A 24,652-nucleotide genomic window follows, 5' to 3' on the forward strand; every position below is an offset into this window, starting at 1 on the left:
GAGGCAATAAGCCCCTCTTACATCCCAAGCATAAATCGGATCACTTGATCCTCAAAGCCGGGTAAACGCTCATGCACGTAATCCGGATAAATCTCCAATTGCTTATTGGAAACAATCTTATTGTAAGCTGCGAATTGGGTAGAAGGAGGGCAGACCGTATCCAGCAGACCGACACCCATCATAACCTCACCGCGAATTCGATCCGCCAAATGCTGGACATCAATGTAACCGAGTCTCGTAAATAGTTCTTCTTCCCGCAGGTGCTGAGGATCGTGATGACGGAAAAAGGTTCTTAATTCCTCATAAGCATCCCTTGCCAAATCCATTTCCCACACCCGCTTGTAATCGCTCAAAAACGGCACGCTAGCTGCAATTCGGTTCAGTCTGGGCTCCAAAGCACCGCACGCCAGCGCAAGCCCGCCACCTTGAGACCCCCCGGTTGCGCCGACACGGCTCGCATCTACTTCCGGGAGCGCTATGACGATACCGGCCAATTGGGCCGTATCGAGGTAGATATCACGGAACAACAACCGGTCGGGATGATCATCCAGCCCGCGAATGAGATGGCCCTTATAGGTCGTCCCCTTCACGCCTCCTTTATCCTCAGACAGCCCACCTTGCCCCCTGCAATCCATTGCTACGATGGAAAAGCCTAAGGACGCGTAAATTAATTTATCCGCCCAATCGCCGGAATGATGCGCGTAGCCGTGAAATTGTAAAATTGCGGGATGAGGTTTAACCACATGCTTTGGCCTTACATATTTGGCATGAATCCGAGCCCCTCCTGCACCTGTGAAATAAAGGTGAAAGCAGTCGGCATACGGAACCTGAAACTCGCTTTCGACAAGTTCGAGCTGCGGATCCAGCTCTCTCATTTCCTTAAGCGCCTTTTCCCAATATTCGTTGAAATCCAAAGGGCGCGGATTACTCCCTCCATAGGTCTTCAATTGATCGAGCGGCATATCAACAAGCGGCATGTCTATCATCACCTCTGGAATTATTTAAACGCTCTCCATGTTTCCTGTAGTACAATATTAACAATAAACAATCTTCTTCATCCCGAATTTACGGCATATTAGAGCTTAATTCAATAGAAATATATTGAGTAGGAGGTAGTATTATTTTGCTTAGGACAAACTACGGATTTCGATATTCGGATCAATCCAATCCTTTAATGGCTATTCGAACGATCGGCTGGGAAAGTACCGTGAACGAAAGCTACAGCTGGAACGGAATGGCGCGGGACGATAAGTTTGTAGTCTTTCAGTATACGCTCTCGGGTGAAGGACACTTGGTATACGACGGCAAACATTACACCGTACCAAAAAACCATGGATTTTTTGTTCGGATCCCAGGCAATCATCAGTACTACTACCGTTCGGATTCCAAAACGCCTTGGGAGTTCATCTTCTTAACCGCGGCAGGCTCCCATGTCTTTGCCCATTGGAATGAAATCATTGAGACCAACGGACCTGTCATTTCCTTAAAACCGAATGCCCAACCGATCGCTATGCTTTGGGAGATGATGCAGAGTGCCAACGAGAAAACGCTGCAGGATAAGTACGACATCTCCGTTCGCCTCTATGAATGGATTGTCGCCTGCCACCGAATCATCGATGGCAAACCTGAAGCTGGTCAACCCCTTCCCGCTTCGGTAGCCGCTGCCATAAAATTTATGGAAGGCCAATATCACAGATTCCTTACGCTGGAAGAAATCGCTGAGACGGCAGGCACCTCCAAATATCATTTTTGCAGGCTTTTCGTCAAGAGCACCGGCGTGACCCCTATTCACCAACTGACCAAAATTCGCATCGAGGAAGCGTCCAAGCTGCTTCGTCAAACAAATCAATCCGTAGCTTCGATTGCCGCCGCCACCGGATTCGATAACAGCAGCTATTTCGGCAAAGTATTCCGCAGGATGATGGGAGATTCACCGCAGCAATTCCGGGAAAACACGGACGACGACATTCCGGCTAACCATCTCTTCATCGATTAATTGAAATAGCGAATAACCGCTGACTGATGAGCAATATTGTTAGACTATAGTGAAAAGATATTGCTATTTACTCCCTTTGTATATGGATCTATGATTATTCCCGAGAGGAATTATAGAGCAATTATTTTATACGGAGGTGTTTGCAAATGTTAAAAATAGCAATGATTGGTGCAGGCAGTATCGGCTTTACCCGCAGACTAATTATGGATCTTATGGCCGTTCCGGAGTTCCGTGATACGGAATTCCGGCTAATGGACATCGACAAGGAAAATTTAGACATGGTGACAACGCTCAGTCGGCATATGCTCGATATTAATGGGTTGAAAGCGGTTACCCTTGTGCCTACGCTAGACCAGAGAGAAGCGATTAAAGACGCTGATTATGTCATTTGCCTAGCCCGCGTTGGGGGGCTTGAAGCTTACCGGCATGATATTGAAATTCCTTTAAAATATGGCGTCGAGCAATGCGTAGGGGACACCTTAGGGCCTGGAGGCATCTTCTTTGCCCTCCGTACGATTCCAGTACTGCTTGATATTGCCCGCGACATGCGAGAGCTGGCTCCCGATGCGCTGCTGCTCAATTACTCCAATCCTATGGCTATGAACACCTGGGCCGTTCGCCGCGCGGGCGGGGTCCGAGTCGTAGGTTTATGCCATGGCGTGCAGCACGGCCATGAGCAAATCGCCGAAGCGCTGGGGCTCCCACAGGAGGAATTGGATCAGGTTTGCGCCGGCATTAACCATCAGACATGGTTCGTCAAACTTACCCATAAGGGACAAGATATGCTGCCAAGACTGCTTGAAGCATTCGAGAACCATCCGACACTTCCGCAAACCGAACCTTGCCGTATAGACGTCCTGCGACGGTTCGGCTATTATTCCACCGAATCAAACGGTCATTTAAGCGAATATTTGCCGTGGTACCGCAAGAAATCGGCGGATATGGATAAGTGGATTAACGACAAAGAGTGGATCGGCGGGGTGACCGCAGGATATCTGGAGCATTGCCGGACACGCCTGGAGGATTATAAAGCGATGTATCCGAAGTGGTTAAGCGGGGAATTAGAGTCTATTCCGCTCGGCCAGCGTTCGGAGGAACACGGTTCTTACATTATTGAGTCACTGGAGACCGGCCGGGTATACCGTGGCAACTTTAACATTGAGAATAAGGGACTGATCACTAACCTGCCGGATCATAGTACGATTGAAATTCCATGTTACGTAGACCGGAACGGGATTGCGCCTACCTGGATCGGAGATCTCCCGCTTGCTTGCGCGGCTACCTGCCGTGCCAGTATCAGCGTTCAGGAGATGGCCGTAGAAGCAGCTCTAACCGGTAATCGCGAACTGGTGAAGCAGGCCGTTCTACACGATCCGTTAACGGCAGCTATTTGCAGCACCGAACAGGTGTGGAGCATGGTTGACGAAATGCTGGATGCATTAGCGCCTTGGCTGCCCCAGTTCAATGGCGAAAACCGCACATGGGCTGACCTTCCTCAGCCGCAAACCCTTAATAAATCATTTGTTTAGGTCCTAAACTATTCACTTCATATGTTATTACCAACCTAAAGAAGAGACCGTTTCTGCATTCATTATGATTGCAGCTTCGGTCTCTTTAATGCTATAAACCTTCAGCTTAGCTTCTGAAATAAACAAAAAGAGAAACTCTGACAAGCAAACTGCTTATCGGAGCTTCTCTTTGGCTATCCCTTCACCGAACTAGTATGCTATCCTGTATCTCTCTAAATCTTTCTCTGAATCAACCTTCAGCATCAGCAATAAATGTATTTCTAAGCTTACCTATTCCTTCCACTGTCGCTTCCACAAGATCGCCTGCCTTCAGCCATACCTGTGGCTTCTTCCCCATTCCAACGCCAGGCGGCGTGCCGGTGCTAATGATATCCCCAGGCTGGAGAGTAATCGTATTCGAAAGAAACGAAACCAGGTACGGAATATCGAAGATAAGCTCCTTCGTGTTTGAGTTTTGCATTACTTCCCCATTAAGCGAAAGGGAGATATTCAGCTTGCCTGGATGATCGACTTCATCCGCAGTCACGATCCACGGCCCGGTTGGCGCAAAACCATCTATTGTTTTTCCACGGGTCCACTGCGGCTCGTTCAGTTGAATGTCGCGGGCGCTCACGTCATTAAGCACCGTATAGCCAAAAACGTAATCCATCGCCGATTCCTTGGATACCCTTTTGGCCGTTTTTCCGATGACGACAGCAAGCTCTACCTCATAATCGCACTGCTGCACTTCGCGAGGAATCGTTATCTCATCCTCGTGACCCGCTAAGCAGTTATTGTATTTTGGAAACAGTACTGGCACCTTAGGCACTTGCATATTGGATTCGATGACATGATCATGGTAGTTGAGACCAATACAAATAATTTTCTCCGGATCTGTTAAAGGCGATAATAGCTTAACATCTGACAAAGGGTAGACCGCTCCTCCCTTCGCTAGAGTTGTGAGATGATCAGGCTTCAGCTCGGAATCTGCGAGAAGTTGAATCACGTTGCGTGCATTACCGGAAACATTTAACGTCTGTACCTCTGAATCTCCATTTAATAAACCGACTTGGGCTGTGCGCTTTGAATCTTGCTTAAGATAGAATTGCAACAATTTCATAGTGGGTAGAATCCTCCTTTGATTACAAGCTTAATAATATTTTAGCCGTTTTCCCAGGTCCCGCAATTAACTTCTCAAAACTCGCTTTGCCTTCACTTATATCCACTGTCTCCGTCCATTTCAATAAATTGACGCGGCCTTGCGAGATCCATTTCACTGCAGTTTCAAAGTCTTCCTGCGAGTAAGCAAAAGCTCCCTTTATGCTAGCTTCACTACGAATCATATCGTTAATCGCCAGCTTGCTCTCGGATTCATGCAAGCCTGTGAATATTATTTGTCCGCCTGGCCGTACAGCCTCGACGCTCTTGCGTCTGGTAACCTCGGCTCCGACTGCATCGAGTACTGCGTCGAACCCTCCGGCACTCTGTTCATCCAACTGATCCAGCCCAGAAACGCCGATGCCTCCGAGCTCTCTAGCAATTTCAAGCCTAGACTCGTTCAAATCAACAATGACAATGTCCCGGAGGCCATATACCTGAGCCGCCTGCAAAGCAAACAGCCCAATCGGTCCGGCTCCGTAGATTAGCAGCCGATCCATCGGTGTAAGCTCCATCAGCCGGCAAATATGAACAGCACATGCAAACGGTTCAGCGAATGCCCCTTCCTCTACCGTCACATGGTCAGGTATCGCGTATACGTTTCTTGCAGGAACGGCAACGAATTCAGCGAACGCCCCGGGGCGATGCGCACCTAACAGAGCTCTCTCGCCGCATAACTGCGATTGGCCATTGCGACAATACTGGCAGCTTCCGCAGGTGATCAAAGGATTGGCGGTCACTCGTTCTCCCACCTGAATCGTAGATACTTGTTCTCCAAGCCGCTCAATGATGCCTGCGAATTCATGTCCCATGATCAAAGGCGGCTTGCGGAGAGAGTTATGCCCCATGTAACCGCCAAGCTCTGACCCGCAAATCCCCACTCGCTCCACACGAATTAATACCTCATCCGGCTTCAATTCCTGTAAATCGACCTCTCTTAGATTAAGCGTGCGTGGACCTTCGTAAACCAAGGCTTTCATTCATCCATCCGCTCCCTCAATAATAGGTTAAGTTAGCCGACCCGGTAACGGTTCAGCACTTCTTCATCGATGTCAATGCCAAGGCCTGGGCGATCAAGGGGAACCGTGACGTAGCCGTCTTTGAATTCCACTTCCCGGCTTACCAAGTCCCGAACAAGCGGAGATGTGGATACGGTGTGTTCGATCATGAAGCCATTAGGAATTGCTGCCGCGAAATGCGTGCTGGCTGCAACTAATATTCCTGTCTTAAACGCATGAGGAACAACCTTCTTATGGCGATCGTATGCAAGATAGGCTATTCTTTTCCCTTCCGTTAAACCGCCGACCCTTGCAAGGTCAGGCTGAATGATGTCCACATGCCCTTCATCGAGCAAGCGCTGGAATGCAAGCCGCCCACTTTCCTGTTCCCCTCCTGCAATCGAGATTCTCGTCCGATCGGAAAGCTCGCGGTATCCAGCAATATCGTTGGAATGAACAGGCTCTTCCAACCAATACACTCCGTATTTTTCGTAAATATCTGCCATTCGCAGCGCGCCTTTCAAATCCCAGGCAAGTCCCGCATCAATCATAATATCAATGTCATCGCCTACCGCTTCACGGATCGCTTTCACCTGTGCTTCATCAAACTTGGCATCTTGCCCAATCGGGCCCCAACCAAACTTCATTGCCTTGTAGCCCAGCTTAGCATATTGCTCTGCCATCCTGGCCGCTTCCGCGATCGTATCCGGCATCAATGCACTGGCATAAGCCTTCAGCTTCCGATTAAATACGCCGCCCATCATTTCGCATACAGGGCGGTTCATGACTTTGCCAAGAATGTCCCACAAAGCGATATCTACGCCGCTAATGGCATGTAACGCTGGTCCAGTGCGACCGAAATAAATGGTACCCCGATACATTTTATCCCATAACCGCTCGATCTCAATTGGGTTTTCACCAATGAGTAAACTGCGAAGCCCCACCGCTATGGAATGGGAGGCTGGAGCTTCAACCACGGCTTTCGCAACTAATGGAGACGAATCTACTTCTCCCACGCCAATGATTCCTTCATCCGTATGAATGCGGATGACGAGCGTATCTTGCGTACCATCGCATTGCGCAGCATCCAGATCGGGTATTCTTAAGTAGATCGCTTCAACATCTATAATTTTCATGAGCTCATCTCCGTTTTTTCATTTATGGTTATGGTTGCTAGCAAGTCCTCACGCAGAGGCGTAAATATCTCCAATAGCGTTGTATCCTCAAGAGCCCATACGGCATGCAGGACGTTGCCGGGAACTACGATCTGTTCCCCCGCTTCAACAACTACTTCGTCTCCTCCAAGCATCATTTTAATTCTCCCTGATACGACAAAACCAATCTGCTCATGCGGATGTGCATGCTCTGTTCCGAATCCACCTTGTTTAAATTCTACAAGCATGATCATTAACTGCTTGCCGGGCGGCATCACTTTCCGCCGAATTTTGTCGGTGATCTGCTGCCATTCACCTTGTAACATGGACTACAGCTCCTTAGAACGTGATGGATAAGCCACCATCTACGGGGATAATTGCACCTTGTATGTAAGAGGAAGCTTCGGATGAAAGAAAGGCGATCACAGAAGCAACCTCATCAACGGTGCCGGCTCTTGCCTGAGGAATTTTTCTCTGCTGTACATAATATTGTTGAAATTGCTCTGTCTCCAGCTCGTTCACTCCCCCGATGACCGAGAGCGCCGTATCGATAAAGCCCGGAGCTACACCGTTGACCCGAATCCCATAAGGCGAAAGCTCCAATGCCGTGCAGCGGGTCAGCTGATCAAGCGCGCCTTTCGCCGCATTATAGTGGCTGGATAATTGTAATGCGCGATAACCATTAATAGAGGATACGTTTACGATCTTCCCGCTAATGTTCCTTTGAACCATAGCGTCTGCTGCATATTTCGAGCACCAATACGCTCCATTAACGATGGTATCGAAGACCGCCCGCCAGCGATCCGTCGTTTCCTTCAAAAATTCACTCTCGTAAAACATCGCTGCATTATTTACTAAAACATCAATGCGTTCCGTCTGTTCTAAAGCTCGATTCATCAAGTGCTGGACAGCACCTTCGTCACTAATATCGGTTTGAACAAATAGAGGCTGCCCACCAATCTCCTTAAGCTCATTGCATGCGCGTAATCCATTCTGCTCATCACGGCTTGCGATTACGACATTCGCCCCTTCAATCGTGAATAGCTTGGCCGCAGCAAATCCAATGCCCGTCGCTCCTCCGGTCACAATGACCGTTTGACCCTTGAACCGATTCATAGTTGGACCTCCTCCATCAAGAAAATATGTCATGGCAGCAATGAGCCCGTAATATTGCGCGGATAAGCTTTGGCTCTAATAAATCCCTCCGCGTAGCGAACACCGCTTTGAATCCCTCGGAAACGTGCAATTACCTCGATCATCTCCATGGCATTGGAGCCGTATTGATCCTGTAACCAATCCCCAACCTGACTCTCATGCTTGGCAAGCATGGCTTGTTTTACATCGAATGTATCGGTGATGTCCACATATTCTTCAGGCTGAAAGCCCAGTCCAGCAACACTTTCAATAAAATACACGATTGGGATTTTAGGAAGAGGCAAGCTATCCGTCACAATATTGGGTACCGTAGTCATAATGGCCACATCGTTGGCGATTTGACCCGTTATGGTATGGTCGGGATTGTATAAGTCATTCGGCCAATGCGTAAGCACCACTTCTGCCTCACTTACGCGCATGGCCTCAATAAAAGATAGTCTAGTAGCCTCTGTATCAAACAAAAACTCATCTCGGTAGCCCATCCAGATCAGCTCTGCCCCAATGACCTCAGCCGCTGCAACCGCTTCCAAACGACGAATCTCTGCTATTTCTTCTTTGGGAAGCGTAGGTGATCCTACTTCGCCATTCGTGGCTACTGCAATCGTCACTTTGTCTCCGCGCTTGGCATATTTGGCAAGCGTACCTCCGCACCAGATTTCAGCATCGTCCGGATGTGCACAAATCGCTAATACATTCATAGAGATATTCCTCCTGTGTGACGGTTTATGGTTATCATACTTCCACAATTGTACATTGTCAACAATCGATCGATAACAATCATTTGTAAATGAGCGTTGGTTTGTTCTATAATTAAGGTAACGAATTTCTGTGAAACGAATAACACGATGATCTGATAAAGAAGGAGTCCACTTATGAAAACCTTTCAGTTCAAAAGCCAGGAAAATCTCTCTCTTCGCCAACGCGTATTGAATGATATACGAAATGCCATTATTCAGGGACATCTGAGGCCAGGCGATAAATTAAAAGAACTGGAGATTTCCCAGCAAATGTCCATTAGCAGAGGCCCCATTCGAGAAGCCCTGCGCGATTTGGAAGCATTGGGCCTTGTGGTTAGCTCACCCTATCGCGAAACGACCGTAGCGGAAGTTAGAAAGGAAGAGGTTGTAGATTTATTGATTCCTATTCGACTTCAACTCGAACTGTTCGCGATTAAACATAATGTAAACAAAAGAGATGAGCTATTCTTCGAACACCTCGGTAATATCGTAGAGCGCATGAAAATATCAGCTGCAAATGGGGACTTAATTTCCCTTGTCGAGGAAGATATTCAGTTCCATGAGCATTTGCTCTCTCTCGATCATTCTTCTTTCACCCTGCAAATATGGTCCGGTATCGTAAATAGGCTTCGGATGCACTTTATTCGGAATACGAGCAAGTTCACCGATTTAAATAAAGTTGTAGAGGATCACGCAGCCTTGCTGCATGCGCTCCAGAATGATTCTGCCGAGAAGATTGAAGCCCTTTGGACACGGCATATCCAAGATGAGGATTGTTTGCTTTGTTTCATTGATGAATCCGAATCCGGGAACCAATAATATGCCAACCACTCTAACAAAGCTCCAACAGATGGGTCAAACCTATGCCGTTTTAACCAATGGCCATGGCGGACGGTTAATCATTCTAGAGAAAGGCGCACGAGCTCTGGATTTGAAAGCAGATGAAGACGAGCCCTCCGCATTTTGGCATAACCTGACTGCTCTTCGTGATGATAAGAATTGGAATTGCGGTGGTGACCGTACATGGTTAAGTCCGGAGCTGGATTATTTCCAAGACAGCTCCGGCACCTACCGTGTACCGGAACAATTGGATCCAGGGAGCTGGAAATTAACCCAAGTATCCCAGTCGCATGCGGTTGCCAACATGACCTGCGACCTCCAGCATTCCGGCTCGTCCAAGAAAATGAGAATAGATCTGGACAAGCGATATACGTTAGTTCCGAATCCCTTTCTAATGAACCATTCTTCTTTATTTCCGGATTGCTCAAGTGTTTCGTATGTCGGATTTGAAGTCTGTACCGAAATGAACTTAACGCCGTTACACTCGGTTCCCTTGACTGAATTGGTCGCGTCCCCTCCAGGCTACTGCAATCTTTGGAGTATCGCCCAAGTGCCGCCTGAGGGTGAGATTTTAGCTGCAACGCATGGCTCCGTGCGTCCAATAACGATGTTTTCCCAGACGGAGGACATCCCGATAACCTTGCTATCTAACGGAATACGGCTGCGGTGCGAAGGGCCCGATCGCTTTAAAATCTCACTGGATGCCATGAGTTCAACCGGCAGATTTGGTTATTTACGTCCCCTAAATAGTAAGAAAAGCAGCCTGATTATCCGTCAATTCAGCGTTAGCCCCTCCTGCATTTATCCGGATTACCCTTCCCATCAGCCGGACTATCTCGGATCGTGCATGCAGTTCTACTACGATGGCGGGCAATTGGGGCACTTTGCGGAGCTTGAATATCACTCTCCCGCCTTACCCATTGATATTCCAGGAAGATCCATAGACGTCTCCAGCTTTTTTTATTTTGTAGGGGATACGCCTTCCATTCAAAAAATAAGCACTGCCTTGCTTGGAATTCCCTCCTAAAAATCGCGCTTAAAGCTGCGTCGCAGCAAGCCTTTTCTGTTTATCAAAAAAAGCACATAAGCAAAGTGCAGCCATTATCCTAAAGGATAGTGGCTGCTCCCATTGATAGGATTGGTTTTGCTTTAGCTTAGTGCTGTTCGCCAAACTGGTATAATCGATAAATAAGAACTGCCGCCTCCACCCTGGTAGCTTCGCTTCCCGGCTTAAGCCAACCATTCGAGCCTTCAATAAGCCCTGCTCCTGCCATGTTCGCGATGCTGCTTCTTGAATATTCGCTCACAAGCGCTTCATCTTTAAAGCGGCTTAAGTCCCTATACGAATTAGGTTTTAGTTTATTAGCCGCCAGCATGGCTCTCTCCGATAACACGATCATATCCTGCCTCGTCAATGTCGCCATCGGGTTGAATTTTCTTCCGCTAATTCCCTCTGCAATACCCAATGCTTTGCCGATGCCTACCGCATCAAAGTAAAAATCCGTTGCTTGCACATCATCAAAGTTATGGGCAGATTCCGCCGATAACCCTAGTCCGTTGACCAGCATAACCAAATATTCCCCACGGGTAATCGGTTTTTGCGGTGAAAATATTGCTGTGGATGTCCCTTTCAATATTCCTTTGGATGCCAATATCTCTATGCTGCTTACCGCCCAAGGATAACCTTCAATATCGTTAAACTTCTTTTTTACAAAGGCTGTAGCAAACTGCGAGAAATGATTCGTCATAAAGCTGACTTCTTCCGTTTCGCTTGCATATCTGCCGCTCGGTATAGGCGCCACATTACCCTTGTCATCCAGATCGATAGCGATAATATGCTCAAGCTCCTTTTGTTCTTCAGCTGTCGCCTTATAAGGAATCGACACTTTCACCTTTGCGTTCGGATTATTCCAATTCAGCGGTTTTCCGTCGACCAGCAAGCTAAGCTTAATGCTCTTTCTGTTCCCAATCCAATTGTTCGCTTCCTTGCTCAAGGCAGACGGAACCCCTTCTTCTATTCGAATCGTTATTTTGCTTACCGGATTCGTTCCTTTTTTCGGAAGCATATTGTCGGGTATGTGGATAGTCCCTAATCCTGTTTTTACACTCACCACTCGCTTGGCCGTGTCATTCATTAGAAAGCCTGCCGCGAATTCCATAAAATAAGAGCGTGCACCGCTTACTGCAGGTACTTCCAGTATCAGCGTCTTCACCCCACTAGCATCTGCCTCCACGGAAGCAAATGCCTGCTCTAGAATTGGGCTTTCTAGACTAACCCTAAGACTGCTGCTCGTCTGGTCCAGCTTTGCCATCGTAAATACTTTCCCATTACCTAGCGAAATCGGTATATCATTTGAAGGACTTACCACGCCGGGCTTCGTGACCGGAGGACTCTCCGGTTCAACCACTACGCTTGTTTTGGAAATGTTATCTACGAAGAACTTGCCCTGCGATACAGAGAGTCCCGCATTCTCTATGCGTTGTCCAATCTCCAGCTTGGCAACACTGCCCCTAAAAGTACATTCTGCTATATCAATCGTTATAGGCATCCATGAATTCGGGGTAATCCGCCTCTCGCGAATAAACGTTTCTCCTGAGGTAGAAGTCAATTTGAAAATGCTTATATAGGAAACGGCGATATCATCTTCAGTTGCTGTTAAACCATCTTCTCCCGGCAGTCCAGCTGCTTCCCCCGCGCTGAATATGGCATACGATATATCCTTTGTGGAAGTTAAATCTAATGGAGGATCGTAATTGACTCCGACCATCTTGGAAGCATCCGGTGATATGTCCGCCAAGCCTGCCTCCAACATCCTTCCGCCATTGTGAGGTTTAGGTGTTCCCATCATCTCCAGTGAGGGTTCAGCGGAAACAACTGACTTCACTCCTACAATGCTAGGATCACCGGGATCAGATTTCTCCCAGCCTTCCAACCCTGTCTCAAAGCTATACATAGATTCAGGCAGCTCAGCCGATACCGTCAGGTGAATAGTCGCTGTATGCTCCCCGTTCCTGACTGTAATTGCCGTATCCCCTGCAGACATCGCTTTTACTAGCCCATCATCGCTAACCGAGACGACGGCTTCGTCATAACCTTCATATACCGTCCCCTCCGCAGCCGACTCTATCTGCTTTACGTTCCCATCAGACCAAATGCCACGAATCACCAGCTGCATTTTCCCGTTGATGAGAGCAAGGGTCTCCTCGGCCTTGTCTGGGATGATTGCTGTCAACTGCCGCAAGTCTGTTACTCTAACATGATCAATATAAAAGAATCCTACCCAAGGCCCCGCGTGGAATTGCAGGTCCTTTCCTCTATAGGAAATCTCGATAGTCCGCACCTTGCTTTTTCCTGCAAATTGCGAAATGTCCGCTGACACCTCCGTCCATTCGCTTAGGAGGCTGGTATCCTGCTCGAACTCAAAGGTTGTCCCATCAAACGCAGTCAGTTTAATCTTGGTCACATAAGCAGATGATGTCCCGCCCCATCCGTATAGGCTGTAATTGATCTTCCCGTAATTGCTCAAATCCAAAGGAAGCGCGAATGTTTTATAAACAACGCTCTCCTTAGTAGCCACTTCTGGAGCCTTTGCGCTCTCCAGCATATAAAGCCCGTGATTTGCTGCTGCCGGAAAAGCCTGATACGTGGAATCCTTTTGTACAGAGGCGACAGAGGCTGTATGGCTTCCCGCATTCCAGCCGTCGGTGTATCCGCCTTCAAAATCACCTAAAACCACATCATTGCCAACCAGTGTATAATCAGGCAAATAAGCTTCGGTTAGCTCATAAATGTACGTGCTTCCGCCTACTGTCAACTGAAGCTTTCCGCTCTTGTAATCTTCGATGTCCAGTCCCGTAATCGTCGCCTGAATGTCCGTCTGTTCTCCAAAGCCAATGGAAATCGGGCTTCCGCTTTTATCCAAATCAATACCGTTTAATCCTGCAATAACCACCGTACCTGTGTAGGTTTGATTGCCTTTGTTACGAATATGGATGGTCAGCTTGTCTCCAATTTTCAACGCTTTGCCGTAATCAACAGTAACGACCAGATTAGTAAGAGCAGCACTGGCTGCCATGGATACTTCATCTATCAGAAGAGCACCGGCAGCCCAGGCTACCGCCTTCTCCGGCCTTGCCCAGATCTTGATTCGATCTACACTGCCGGCTCCTTCCCAATTGCCGAGATCGAGCCCAATTTCATTCCAGGTGTCCGCATCTGCGATCGTCATGCCTTCCATAACTCTATCTCCGCTATAGGCCCGGAACATAAATTCCGCCTGTTCTCCCTCACCTATTCCGACAGCCTTAACGAATGCCTTGATGACTGGAGTTGCCGACATGTCTATCGGGATATCCCATGGTTTCGTTACTCCCTTAAAGTCTTTGAGCGGAGATGCAGCTACCATAGCCCGCAAACTGCCAGCTCCCGCCACCATGTCCGATTGTTCTTGCATAATGCCCGCCACGTTGTCCGTATCCTGCCATCCGTCACGATCATTATCAAAGTCACTGAGAGGAACTTCGCCCGTTATGGCCGAAACCGTACCCATCGGAGCCTCCTCCCGCATAGCTCTTCCATCCAGCATTGACGTATCAAAACCAGGTATAATTTCATTCCAATCACTCACACCAATTATAGTTTTGGCAAACTCGGTCGCAGCAAGCGAATCCACTGTATCAATCTTGCGGAAGACATCATAGATTAATTTCTGCTGGCCTGCATCATTGATATGGCCGGGTAGGTTCGTCCACATGCCCAGATTCAGTCCACCCTCTCCCGCATGGTCAACATGCCTCGAGAGGATAAAAGCGTCAATTCCCGGCAGCGACTTCACCTTATAATAAGCATAGGCATAGGCTGCTGCCTGTACCTTCTGATCTTCCAAAGTATTGGTGCCGCTGTGGAAACCCTGCTCAGACAAAATGACATGCCGCTGCAAGCCATTAAATGTAAGCCTTTCCTGCTGTAAATAATTAGTCAGCACCTGTAAGTTTCTAAACGTAATACGGTAGGTATCGAAGCTGTCCGTCGCCGTTACATCTGCCCAGGTCCTTGGGTTAAAGAGGTCTTCCGGATAAGGATGAAAGGCCACATTCCAGCCATAATCACCGCCATCCTTGGTTATTTTGCCTAGTGTATCCACGATATTCTTGTTGGCATATGCCCACATGGCATCCGGCGCATGCCCATCGTTCCAGAAATGATCCAAGGAAATGTAGACCCTCGCATGAAAAGATTGGCTTTTTACCAAATTGTAGGTCAAACGCAAGGTTCGCTCATATTGCTCCATATAGTTTTCCATTAGCTTCGGTCCCATGTTATTCCATACCTTGTTATTGCCTATTTCATTGCCAACAATAAACCCCATGATTCTGCCATAAGCCTTGTCTTCCCTAGAATAACGCTCTGCCAGGAAGCTCGTAATCGCCTTATAGTAATTGACGCCCGCTTCGTTGGTCAGGTTGGGAGCAAATACCGTTCCGTCTGGCGTGCTATCTGGATGGATAAGATCTTTATTAGGGGAATCAGGGTCATCCATTCCGGTTCTCTGCAAGATCAGGATGCCAGTCACCGCCATCCCGTTAACCGTCATTGACTTAATTTTATTATCGAAATCATGAACGACGTTTTTCCTAAAATAGTAAGTTTTCCCTTCATACTCATATGGAATCGAGCTGTCACCATGATCGCTTAGGGTTAAAAACTGATTATATGGAATATTAATTGCACCATGCTGAGCTCCCTGACGTTCAGCATCCGTAAGCAGCATGACATCCTGTCCCTTGATACTCTTAGTAGGCGTATAGGGGTAGGTATGAACGGCCATAATCTCCGGATTGGTAACGTATTTGGCGGTATCGGCCAATACGTAGGATCCATCGCCATTGGTTAGCACAACTGCAAACTTGGACTGAATTCGGGAAATTCCCGCTTCTGCTGCATTAAAGCTCATCCTAAATTGCTCAGTGGCTGCGCCCGTATCCAGAGGGTTCATTGCGCTATAGTCCGCTGTCTTCACATCTGCGTACAAAGGCAGCTCGAATACCATTATTTCTGCGGATGGATTGTCAGCGAGATACTCTGTCTGTATGCTCCCTGCAACAGTAATCGTGGCCAAGTCGCTATGAATAGCAACGGTGTCGACCTTTCCCTGATAGTCATACGTATCCAGAGCCTGTAAGGAAAAGCTTATCCTGTCAATATCCAGCACCGATTCATTCGCCGCCATTACGGGAGAAATTCTGATTTTATCGATCGTATCTTTCCATAAAGAACTGGACATTCCGAAGCGGTAATCGGTGAAGGTGGAAGAATTAGCTACATGAAATAACATCGTTTTTCCCTCATCCCAGTTCTGATCCTGATCGGTAATCCAAGAAACTTTCAATTGATCCGCCCCCGTATTGTTCCTCATCGTTAACTCAATCATATTTCGCTTAGTCGCATTTAAATTCAGTCCAGGGGATTCGAGATAGGTGGATGCAGGCTGTTCGACCTTATACTCGAGGGTCCCTTGCTCCGAAGCTGCATGAACTGCAGCCGTCCCTCCAGCTGCCACAAAGCCTTCAGTGACACCCGTGACATTAAAATCAAGGTTAGCTGCCTGAGTAGCACTTAGGTAATCCAACTGCAGCCGTCCATCCCAATACTCGTATCCCGCTTCTCCCGGTGACATCCCATCAAGATCGTAATTTTTCATGTAAGAGAACTCAATTTTATCGATGTTGTTCTTATTCGCCCAGCTGTGAATATCAAAGTAGATTACATTCCATTTCAAACTCATATTGGAAACGGTTTCATAAGTCTCAATACCACTGGTAAGCGTCATTTTGAGATAGTAATCATCCTGCTTCCAGCCCCATATATTTGCGGCAACGGCGATGAAATTAGCATCTGAGAGGTCGAGCGGCTCTGGAAATATCCGATGAATCGTTCTCCATTCGTACGCCTTCACCTGATCTGGAACGACTTCCAATACTCCCGCTCCTTCAAAGGGCACACCTGGTGTATTCAATATGGCCGTTGCATAATTCACCTCACTGGCATTGCTGCCTACAGACCATAACGCCGCTTGGTCCTCCGTATTAAAATCATTAATGACCTGATGCGGATAAATCACGCTCCCAGTAGAAGAACGGTAGGATGATAGCCCCGGATCATAAGAACCGGCAAAAGCATGGAATGGAATCAGCAATTGAAGCAACAAGGATACAGCTAGGAGATATGAAACCAAGCTTTTTATTTTCCTCATAAATAAACGGCCTCCAATTCAAACTTATTTTTCCTCCAAAGCATTCCTATGCCGCCTCCCCGGCAAAACCACAACAGAGTATACTTAACATTCAAAGTATAATATAATTTATATAAATCGTAAATAGTATATAAAAATCATATTTATGTATACTTTAAACTTTGAAAGGAGTATTTTTCATGAAATTTCGACAATGGAATCCCTTTACTATTGAAAATATAGAGGCCTGTTTTTTTGATTTGGACGGCTGCATACTAAATGGAGACAGGTTAGCACCCGCTGCCAACACCGTTATCCAGCGGCTGATTAACACAAATAAACAAATCATCTTCCTTACCAATAATTCGCGGGAGCCCGCTCAAGCACTCTCTACTCGGCTGGCTGCCATGGGACTGGAAGCAGACCCTGGGCAAATCGTGGCAGCCACCGACTATATCGGGCATTACTTGCTGGAACGTTACGGCCCGCTAACTGCCATGGTGGCAGGCAGCCTTGCCCTCAGCGCTGCGATCACTCAATCCGGACATATCGTCATTCCAGCGGACAGCCCGAGCAGAGTCGATGCTGTAATCGTTGGCCTCGATTTGGATTTCACCTATAAGAAGCTTGAACAGCTCAGTACTGCAATAGGGAGGGGAGCAAAATTCATTGCCGTCAACGCCGACCTTTCGCATCCCGGGCAACACGGCGAGAAAGTCCCCGAGACAGGTGCCCTTGTTGCCGCACTGTCAGCAGTAACCGGGAAGCAGGCTGAGTTCGCGGGCAAGCCCGAGCCTTATATTTTTTTGTACGGAATGAATCGGTACGGATTATTGCCGAACAATTGCCTAATGGTCGGTGACAATTACGATACGGATATTAGGGGCGGCAAACAAGTGGGCATGCACACCGTTTGGATAAACAGCTTGGATAACAATAAACGTAATGAAATAAGCAGAAGAAACCCCGCAGCTGATTGGATCGTGAGCGATCTGAAAGAATTACATATATTATTAGGAGGAATGGAATAATGCGATTTAAACATCTGCCGACGATTAATGCCAAGCAAACGCTAATTGAAGTAGAAGGCCTTGCGAGCTCCGCAACAATCCTCCATCTTACAGATGCTCACCTCAATGAGACCGATATACGGAAAGATAAGACTATTTTTATGAATTCTATAAAGGATTATGGCTTCGATGCCTTAGAAACACGCAAACAATTCGAGACCGCACTGACTGATGCGAATGAAAAGCGATATGATTTTGTGGTTTTGACAGGCGATATTATAAACGGGGCTACGGCTGGTAATCTGGACTATTTAGAGACTAAACTTCAAGAGCTGCGTTCTCCCTATCTCTACACCCTCGGCAATCATGATTGGGAGTATCCTCTACAACCCTGGAACGAGGCAACCCGTGCCGAGCAATACCCTAAGTTCAATAGCTTCACTAATGACAGCCCAGCCTATCAAGCCTCTCTATTTAATGGCATTAATTTGCTAACCATCGATAACAGCACCTACCAAATCACGAAAGAACAGCTTCACTTTACCAAAAAACAGTTGGCAAATGGTCTTCCCACCCTGCTGTTCATCCATATCCCGATCTATATTCCAGGGCTGCTGCCCGATGTGATGAAGCAATGGGGAGCACCCATCATGATGGCTGCAGAGGGATGGGACAAGTCGCTCCAATCGCAGTGGAAAGTAGCGGAGACGACTGCGGAGACGACTGCGTTTTATCACCTGCTGCTAAATAATCCTCATCATAATTTGATCGGTATATTTTGCGGTCATGTTCACTTTGCCCATACGGATGCTTTTGGCAAAGGCTCCTATCAATACGTAACTTCCCCGGGATTTGCAGGTGGCTACCGGCTAATCCATCTCCTCCCGAAGACATAGTCTTTGAAAGCGAAAGAGCACTTGATTCCTAAGGAACCAAGTGCTCTTCGCTTTACTCCATATTAGTATTCAAGGACAACCTGTACTCTATTCTCGGATGCGGCAATAATGACCGTTTCAGTATCCGCATCATAGTTCCCTACGTTTGTTCTCAAGGCCCTTTGACCGCTAGGATGCGGCAAACGAATGGCAATCTCGGCAGGTCTGCGGTCAGAGTGAAATTCGATGTCTGCGGTAATGCGCCCTTGCGAAAGATCCGACTGTATTTCCATCGAAAAATGGCCAAAGTAACTGGCAGCATGACGTACAGAAATCTTCTTGCCTTGCTCCAACCACGCTCTCGGGATACCCGGAAGAAGCCTCAATGCCTGCTTTTCTTCCATATATAGCATCCATCTGCACTGCATGAGGAACCAACCTTCCTCGTGTGTCTTGTGGGGGCTAACATGGAAATAATGCTCCCAAAATGTATACGTCTCCCGATCCGCCAATCCGGCTACGCCGTTATAAAAAGCTTTTAGAAACAATTTTGTCTCCCCTCGCTTCAGATGAATCCAAGGGTGAACGCTATAATACGGCTGGCTTAAAGCTACATTCCTCATGCACATCAGTTCATTATGAAAGTTTAATAGAAAGCCTGTTTCGAGTGAATCCGGCTCAAGCACTTCCTGTATCACTAAATACAAGGGACCTAACAATGAATCGCGAACGACCATGGAGCCATGAGTTCCCCATTTCCCTCCGTCTGCATACAGCGACACAGGACCTCTGTAATTGGCCCAAGGGGCACAGGTCGGCACCCAGCTGCCATCTCCCAATGGAACGACAGGTGAATTTTCCATCGTCTCCTTAACGGATATTTGAATGTCACGCTTAAGCTGCTCCGCCTCTTTGCCAATTTTGATAGATAACGGCTCATCAATAATCTCAAGCATCTCAGCCAAACGTTTTAACCCAACATAGGCAAAGCCATTTAACATATAAGAGCGGAACGGATCTTCAGGATCAGCCGTTTTGCCTTCCAGCATGCCGTAGCCTTGTCCCCTTAATTCCTCGCGAAGGTTGCGGCTGCGCCAGCCCATTAAATATTCATAGGCTTTTAGAAGCTTGGGCTTAATGCGAAGCAGCCAATCTACGTCGCGCACGTAACGATAGTGTTCACCCATACCAAACAGCGCAGCCCCTGTCTCCAGCATATAACCATTAAAATTTTGAATAAAACCGTCTTCATGCTGCTTATCAAGGAAAAATTGCAAAGATCTTTCAGCAAGGTCGTGGGCACCCATAGAATCCAGATATTGCATAATCGGAGAACTCTCCGATCCAATAGCAGTGTAGACACCAATCGTTGGCACCAGCGTCTGGTCCGGTTCTAATCCATAGCAAACAAGATCGAGATGCAGAAAACCAGCTTGCATCATTTCCTCAATCCTTGGTTCGGGCAGCTGTATTTTCGTTGTGCGTTCGAGCTTCTCCTGCCAGAAAGAGAGGCATTCTTCGTGCCTAGACGCAAAATCCTGCTCGGCGAGCCTATTTGCCCGTTCTCTGGTTACCGGGGAATGAGGAAGAAAAAATTCGAATGTGACTGTTTCCCCTGGCTTCAGCAATACCGCCACTTCCTCTTGAGGCAGCGGTTGCCCATCAAGCTTCGATATCACAAATACTCGGTCCGAGGAAAACACGCCGAATCCCTGATCCCCCTCAAAGTGGCAATCCGCATTCATAGGCGCTGGATTTTTAAACCACGCATAACGTGGGACGCTGGCAAAATTTGTTGCAGTCGTCTTGGAATAATAAACCGTCTCTTCAGCTGGATGCAGCTGCGACTCAGGCAGCTTCTCGAACTGTTCCTGCTGCTGCTGCGTAAACATGAACCCCACTCCGTATTGATCTGCAGCCAGATAGTGAGTTCCTTGAAGCGACTGGGCGGTTAAGGGACTGGATTCATAGGATACAAACGCCACATTGTCATAACGAATATCGTCATCATGAATAGTGCATAAAGCAATGGGGTAAATCCGATCTTCAAGGCTGCGGGTGACTCGATATTCAGAACCTATCCCCCTGCCCAATAGATAATAGTAAAGCACCGGGGCGTCCGCCGTTTCAGGAAGACGATTAATTTGAGCGGGATACCTCGGGCGCACGCAGTCCCAAGCACGAATGTTGTCGTTATCCCCCATTCCACGAAAGTCAGATTCAAATAATCTTACATCCCTTGATAAACCAAGCCAGATCGGGCTAGTCAAGGGCCTGCTGGCAGACGCTGCCTGCTCGAAAGACTCTTCAGGCTCGGCATTAATAAGCTGAAGATTAGTGAGCATTCCTTTGTTGTTAATTCGTTCAACCATTTGTTCATATGAGTCCGAATGCGCTGCTTCTGTAACGACAACGCCATACTCCTTAATATAAATCGGATATTCGTAGCTTACATCTCTAAGAAAAAAGCTAAATGAATGGCTGCTGGTACGAATCGTTATGATGCTTGCAAATGCGCCTCTATTTACATTTTCATCGCATACAGTCAACTCAAGCCGTCCTGGGCTATCTAGACAAAAAGATTGGTCAGCATGATCGTAGTGCCCCTTTTCAGACTTTACTTCCCCATGCTCAAGCTTGCCATATTCGATAACAATCGAACCGCTGCTTATGTTGTCTCTCCACAAGAGTGCAATTTTCTTCAACTCTAACGCCTCCATCACCTAATTGCAGAATGAGATATGAAATCGTATTTTAGCAGCCGTATTACGGAACGTATTACGCTTGCAGTTGCTTCAATCCACCGGAGCTTGCAACAGAATACGCGGACTGCTCGTAAGCCCAGTAGGAATAAGCATGTAATGCTCCGCAAATGCCTCTCCCTCTGTTAGCCAGTGACCAGGCCCGTATGCCGCGCTGTATATCGGGTCCATGTGCAGCGGTCCAAACGTATTTCTCCGCGTCAGAACGACATCCAGCAATACACTCGCTTCCGAGTTCATAATTGCAGTAATATCAGTCCTATTAGGCTGCCAAGGAATCGTGGTCATTCCTGTCTCTGCACTTCCAACTCTTAGGCATGCACCTTCATAACCGGGAATCTCCAGCTGCACCGAAGCGCCCCTTTCGGTCGCAAGATGTTTCTTAAGCGGCTCCATTATCGATTCTAATGGGAGTACATAACTCACTGCCCCGCCATAGAACGGCAAACCCTGATCTGCCAAATGACCAATGTTCAGCCGATCTGGTAAAGCACCGATGGTTTTCATCGTCCCCACCACCTCAACCCCGAAATGGCCTAACAGATAGAGAGCTTCCAAATCCGTCCCCTCATCAAAGTCAGCCGTGATTTCAATTCGGTTCTCCCCATTCCGAAGGTATTCCGAGGGAATAGGAAACGTTCGGAACACAGGGTCGATCCACCATCCCGAATCCTCCTGCAGCTCAAGCGCTCTCCCGTTGACGGAAATTGCTTTTTTCTCCGCTCTTTCTACAGCCAGCCTACAGCCACCGGTAATTTCTGCAGCTGCATGCTGATAGAAAACATAGGCCAGCGTTAATTGATGCAGCTTGCCCTCTTCCTTTGACTTATGTTTAATGGCATGCCAAGGCTGCACCATATCACCGGAGCGGAAGGGAAAATCCAGCTCCTGCCTTACTTTACGGTCCAGCTTCAAAATCTCATGTTCCTCCTGCCATTCGCCATCGTTCAACTTATAGGAAGCGCGATCCAATACGCAAACATTCGGCTCGTCCAGCGCGTAGGAAAATGAACCTTCCAAATCATATGCAGCCACGGTGCGTAAGCTTGTCCGTGTGGCAAGCGTTTCTTCCCGATTCCTCGTAATGACATAAACCTTCTCGCCTGACGGAATAAAATCGGCCACTAGCTCCGTTGACCCATCCTTTGTCGTGGCGACTGCTGCGAAGCGTTCTCCCGTCAAGCAGTTCCAATCCTCCACATAACCAACGTATGGAATGCAGACTTTCGTATCTATATAAGATGCTTCACGGTTAATATTTAGCAAAATGACATACGTTTGCTCTTCATCTTGGCGTATTTGCCCGAAGATATCGGCGATGGGGAGCCCCTGTTCATCAAATACAGCCACCTGGTTACCTATATGGTAAACTCCAATGGAGGAGATCGCTTCTTCATTCAACGGAATTCGCACGGAAAGTCCCGCTAGTTCTCGGCAGCTCTCCGAAGGTTCTGCATCTACATAATCAGGCGCCTCGCCTGCGAAGATAACCGTCCCTCCATTTTGTTGAAAAACCTCTAACTGGCGCAGCGTGGACGAACGAATCGTCGTCATGCCTGCGACTAGCACCGTGCTGTAAGTTGCTTTACCTACCCGAAAAACGGCTTGGCCTGCCTCATCATGTTCGACTGCCGCCAGCCTTTGCAGCATTTCTTCATCCCCATAATCAAAATCAATTCGTGAGCCCGACAACCAATTAAATACATTGGCGAACTGCTGCTCAAGCAGCTTGATCTCAGGCGTGTCAGCTTCCAAAGAGTTTGCCCAGCCCGCCCGAACCTGGCACCATACGCTTTCAATCGGGTGAATCACCAATAAATGGCATATCGGCTCTCCATGGCTTATCACTGTTCCAAGACGCGCAAAATACGTTTCCACCGCATGATAATCCGTCCACCACGCCGATTGAAAGGAGATACTTGCAGGATAATCCCGTTTAGACTCGCCTTCCATGGAGTACCAAGACAAGTGGTGGCATCGCAAATTAATTCCGAACAGGGTTTGCCAATTCCCAACCGCTTTGTGTGCTTCGAGCGGCATTTGCCAGCCTGTACAACCATACAGCTCGGACAGCAACCACTTTCTCCCAATTTGTCTAGCTACCGATGACAGTTGTTTTGCTACCCAATAACAACGGTTGCCTTCCATAAGGATGTCAATCCCGGGGTATTCCATATGCTCGTAATAGCGCATAACGGAACCGATCATCGCCGTCTGCGCGCTTAAGGAGTCCTCATGCAGAACATGGCCCGTCAAGATCAACCCGTTCTTACGGCACCATTCATCAAGCGGCTTCGCATAGCCGTCCAGAAACATCTCCTGGAGCAGATCGACAATATGCCATTTTACTGGCGAGATCTGCCTTCCTTCCGGCAATAGAAACACTTCTGGCAGCCGATCCAACAGATCATAACCAAATTTGTCCAAGAAGCGCTCGAATAGATTATACGTCCATGGAAGCATATATTCGGGAGAATCATTGGAGATGTTAAACTGCGTCATGAGCGGCCCACGATGTGGTTCATCTGTAAATATGCCTGTGACTGCCCCTCCGAACAGCCCTCCAATCCTGTCCTTATACTGTTCATGCGTGATTTGAATAAACGCCTCTGTCGCCTCGCGATTCATCGTATCCACATAGGTTTGTCCGTTATAGAAGCTGCTCGGCTCCATTTCCACAATCTCGAATGCTAAAATGCAAGTGGCGCTCCCTTGGATTAAGGCATCCTCCGCACGTAATCTTCTGCCCTCATAATAGGCATCACCTTCCAGCCTGCACTCGAAAGCGGCAATCCACGAATCTCGCCATTCCCATTGATCTACCGGGATTTTATACATCTTCACGAACTTCAGCCGAAACCGAGGTTCCTCTGTGACCATCCCTCCGGCAGTACCGCTTGGCCAGCGGTCTTCATCATACAGCCAAGCCTCCATCCCCCGTTTCTGAGCTTCTTCTGCGCAAACTCTCGTCAGTTCAAACCATTCTTCACCGAGGTATTCCGTAATTAATCCCGTCCGTGAGTGCATAAAAAATCCGCCAAAGCCCATCTTCTCGAATACATCGATCTGTCTAATTAACTCGTCCTGCGTAAGCTCTCCATTCCATGACCAAAAGGGCTTACCCCGGTATTCATTACTTGGATTTACAAACGACGAATAAAGTTCTTTCATATCCGTTAGGCTCCTTTGCTCCTGGTTTTCGGAAATCAACTGGTTCTGCCGGAGAA

The 24,652-nt window shown here is 47.7% G+C and carries 16 protein-coding genes; 6 read left to right on the forward strand and 10 right to left on the reverse strand.

The annotated features are described in order from the left end of the window. Positions 1 to 17: 17 nt before the first annotated feature. Entirely contained in the window at positions 18 to 977 is a 960-nt protein-coding gene (locus FJQ58_RS11440; RefSeq protein WP_139993411.1) for an acetylxylan esterase, read from the reverse strand. Positions 978 to 1,123: 146 nt separating this feature from the next. Here FJQ58_RS11440 and FJQ58_RS11445 point away from each other — a divergent pair, with 146 nt between their 5' ends. Then, on the forward strand, positions 1,124 to 1,996 hold the full coding sequence (locus FJQ58_RS11445; RefSeq protein WP_139993413.1) for an AraC family transcriptional regulator: 873 nt from the start codon (positions 1,124 to 1,126) through the stop codon (positions 1,994 to 1,996). A 146-nt stretch (positions 1,997 to 2,142) separates the two neighbouring features. Next, on the forward strand, positions 2,143 to 3,525 hold the full coding sequence (gene melA / locus FJQ58_RS11450; protein ID WP_139993415.1) for an alpha-glucosidase/alpha-galactosidase: 1,383 nt from the start codon (positions 2,143 to 2,145) through the stop codon (positions 3,523 to 3,525). Between the two features lie 229 nt (positions 3,526 to 3,754). Here melA and FJQ58_RS11455 read toward each other — a convergent pair whose 3' ends face one another. Genes FJQ58_RS11455 through FJQ58_RS11480 form a run of 6 tightly spaced genes read right to left on the reverse strand, consistent with a single transcriptional unit; the run spans position 3,755 to position 8,667 of the window. After that, positions 3,755 to 4,624, reverse strand: a complete 870-nt coding sequence (locus FJQ58_RS11455; protein WP_139993417.1) for a fumarylacetoacetate hydrolase family protein — start codon at positions 4,622 to 4,624, stop codon at positions 3,755 to 3,757. A gap of 22 nt (positions 4,625 to 4,646) precedes the next feature. Then, positions 4,647 to 5,642, reverse strand: coding sequence for a zinc-dependent alcohol dehydrogenase (locus tag FJQ58_RS11460; RefSeq protein WP_139993419.1), 996 nt, complete (start codon positions 5,640 to 5,642; stop codon positions 4,647 to 4,649). A 32-nt stretch (positions 5,643 to 5,674) separates the two neighbouring features. After that, positions 5,675 to 6,796, reverse strand: a complete 1,122-nt coding sequence (locus tag FJQ58_RS11465) for a mandelate racemase/muconate lactonizing enzyme family protein (protein WP_139993421.1) — start codon at positions 6,794 to 6,796, stop codon at positions 5,675 to 5,677. Further along, positions 6,793 to 7,140, reverse strand: a complete 348-nt coding sequence (locus tag FJQ58_RS11470; RefSeq protein ID WP_139993423.1) for a cupin domain-containing protein — start codon at positions 7,138 to 7,140, stop codon at positions 6,793 to 6,795. Before FJQ58_RS11470 ends, FJQ58_RS11465 begins: the two co-directional genes overlap by 4 nt. Positions 7,141 to 7,153: 13 nt before the next feature. Then, a complete protein-coding gene (locus FJQ58_RS11475) occupies positions 7,154 to 7,930 on the reverse strand; it encodes an SDR family NAD(P)-dependent oxidoreductase (RefSeq protein WP_162341445.1) in 777 nt (258 codons plus the stop codon). A 29-nt stretch (positions 7,931 to 7,959) separates the two neighbouring features. Then, positions 7,960 to 8,667, reverse strand: coding sequence for a PIG-L deacetylase family protein (locus tag FJQ58_RS11480; RefSeq protein WP_139993427.1), 708 nt, complete (start codon positions 8,665 to 8,667; stop codon positions 7,960 to 7,962). Between the two features lie 174 nt (positions 8,668 to 8,841). On the opposite strand from FJQ58_RS11480, the gene FJQ58_RS11485 reads away from it, so the two are divergent. Beyond that, a complete protein-coding gene (locus FJQ58_RS11485) occupies positions 8,842 to 9,525 on the forward strand; it encodes a GntR family transcriptional regulator (RefSeq protein WP_139993429.1) in 684 nt (227 codons plus the stop codon). Position 9,526: 1 nt separating this feature from the next. Further along, entirely contained in the window at positions 9,527 to 10,573 is a 1,047-nt protein-coding gene (locus FJQ58_RS11490) for a DUF6786 family protein (RefSeq protein WP_139993431.1), read from the forward strand. A 127-nt stretch (positions 10,574 to 10,700) separates the two neighbouring features. Here FJQ58_RS11490 and FJQ58_RS11495 read toward each other — a convergent pair whose 3' ends face one another. Beyond that, positions 10,701 to 16,799 carry a DUF5722 domain-containing protein gene (locus tag FJQ58_RS11495; protein ID WP_139993433.1) on the reverse strand — a complete coding sequence of 2,033 codons (6,099 nt, stop codon included), beginning with the start codon at positions 16,797 to 16,799 and terminating at the stop codon, positions 10,701 to 10,703. 179 nt (positions 16,800 to 16,978) lie between these two features. Between FJQ58_RS11495 and FJQ58_RS11500 the strand changes: the two genes are divergently transcribed. After that, on the forward strand, positions 16,979 to 17,809 hold the full coding sequence (locus tag FJQ58_RS11500) for an HAD-IIA family hydrolase (RefSeq protein ID WP_139993435.1): 831 nt from the start codon (positions 16,979 to 16,981) through the stop codon (positions 17,807 to 17,809). Beyond that, positions 17,809 to 18,684, forward strand: a complete 876-nt coding sequence (locus FJQ58_RS11505) for a metallophosphoesterase family protein (RefSeq protein WP_139993437.1) — start codon at positions 17,809 to 17,811, stop codon at positions 18,682 to 18,684. The genes FJQ58_RS11500 and FJQ58_RS11505 overlap by 1 nt, the downstream gene beginning before the upstream one ends. A gap of 62 nt (positions 18,685 to 18,746) precedes the next feature. Here FJQ58_RS11505 and FJQ58_RS11510 read toward each other — a convergent pair whose 3' ends face one another. Continuing rightward, positions 18,747 to 21,368 (reverse strand): glucosidase family protein, encoded by a 2,622-nt coding sequence (locus FJQ58_RS11510; protein ID WP_139993438.1) that lies wholly within the window; start codon positions 21,366 to 21,368, stop codon positions 18,747 to 18,749. 90 nt (positions 21,369 to 21,458) lie between these two features. Continuing rightward, entirely contained in the window at positions 21,459 to 24,596 is a 3,138-nt protein-coding gene (locus FJQ58_RS11515; RefSeq protein WP_139993440.1) for a hypothetical protein, read from the reverse strand. Positions 24,597 to 24,652 lie beyond the last annotated feature (56 nt).

The organism is Paenibacillus paridis, assembly GCF_006345825.1.
GTDB classification, from domain to species: Bacteria; Bacillota; Bacilli; order Paenibacillales; family Paenibacillaceae; genus Pristimantibacillus; species Pristimantibacillus paridis.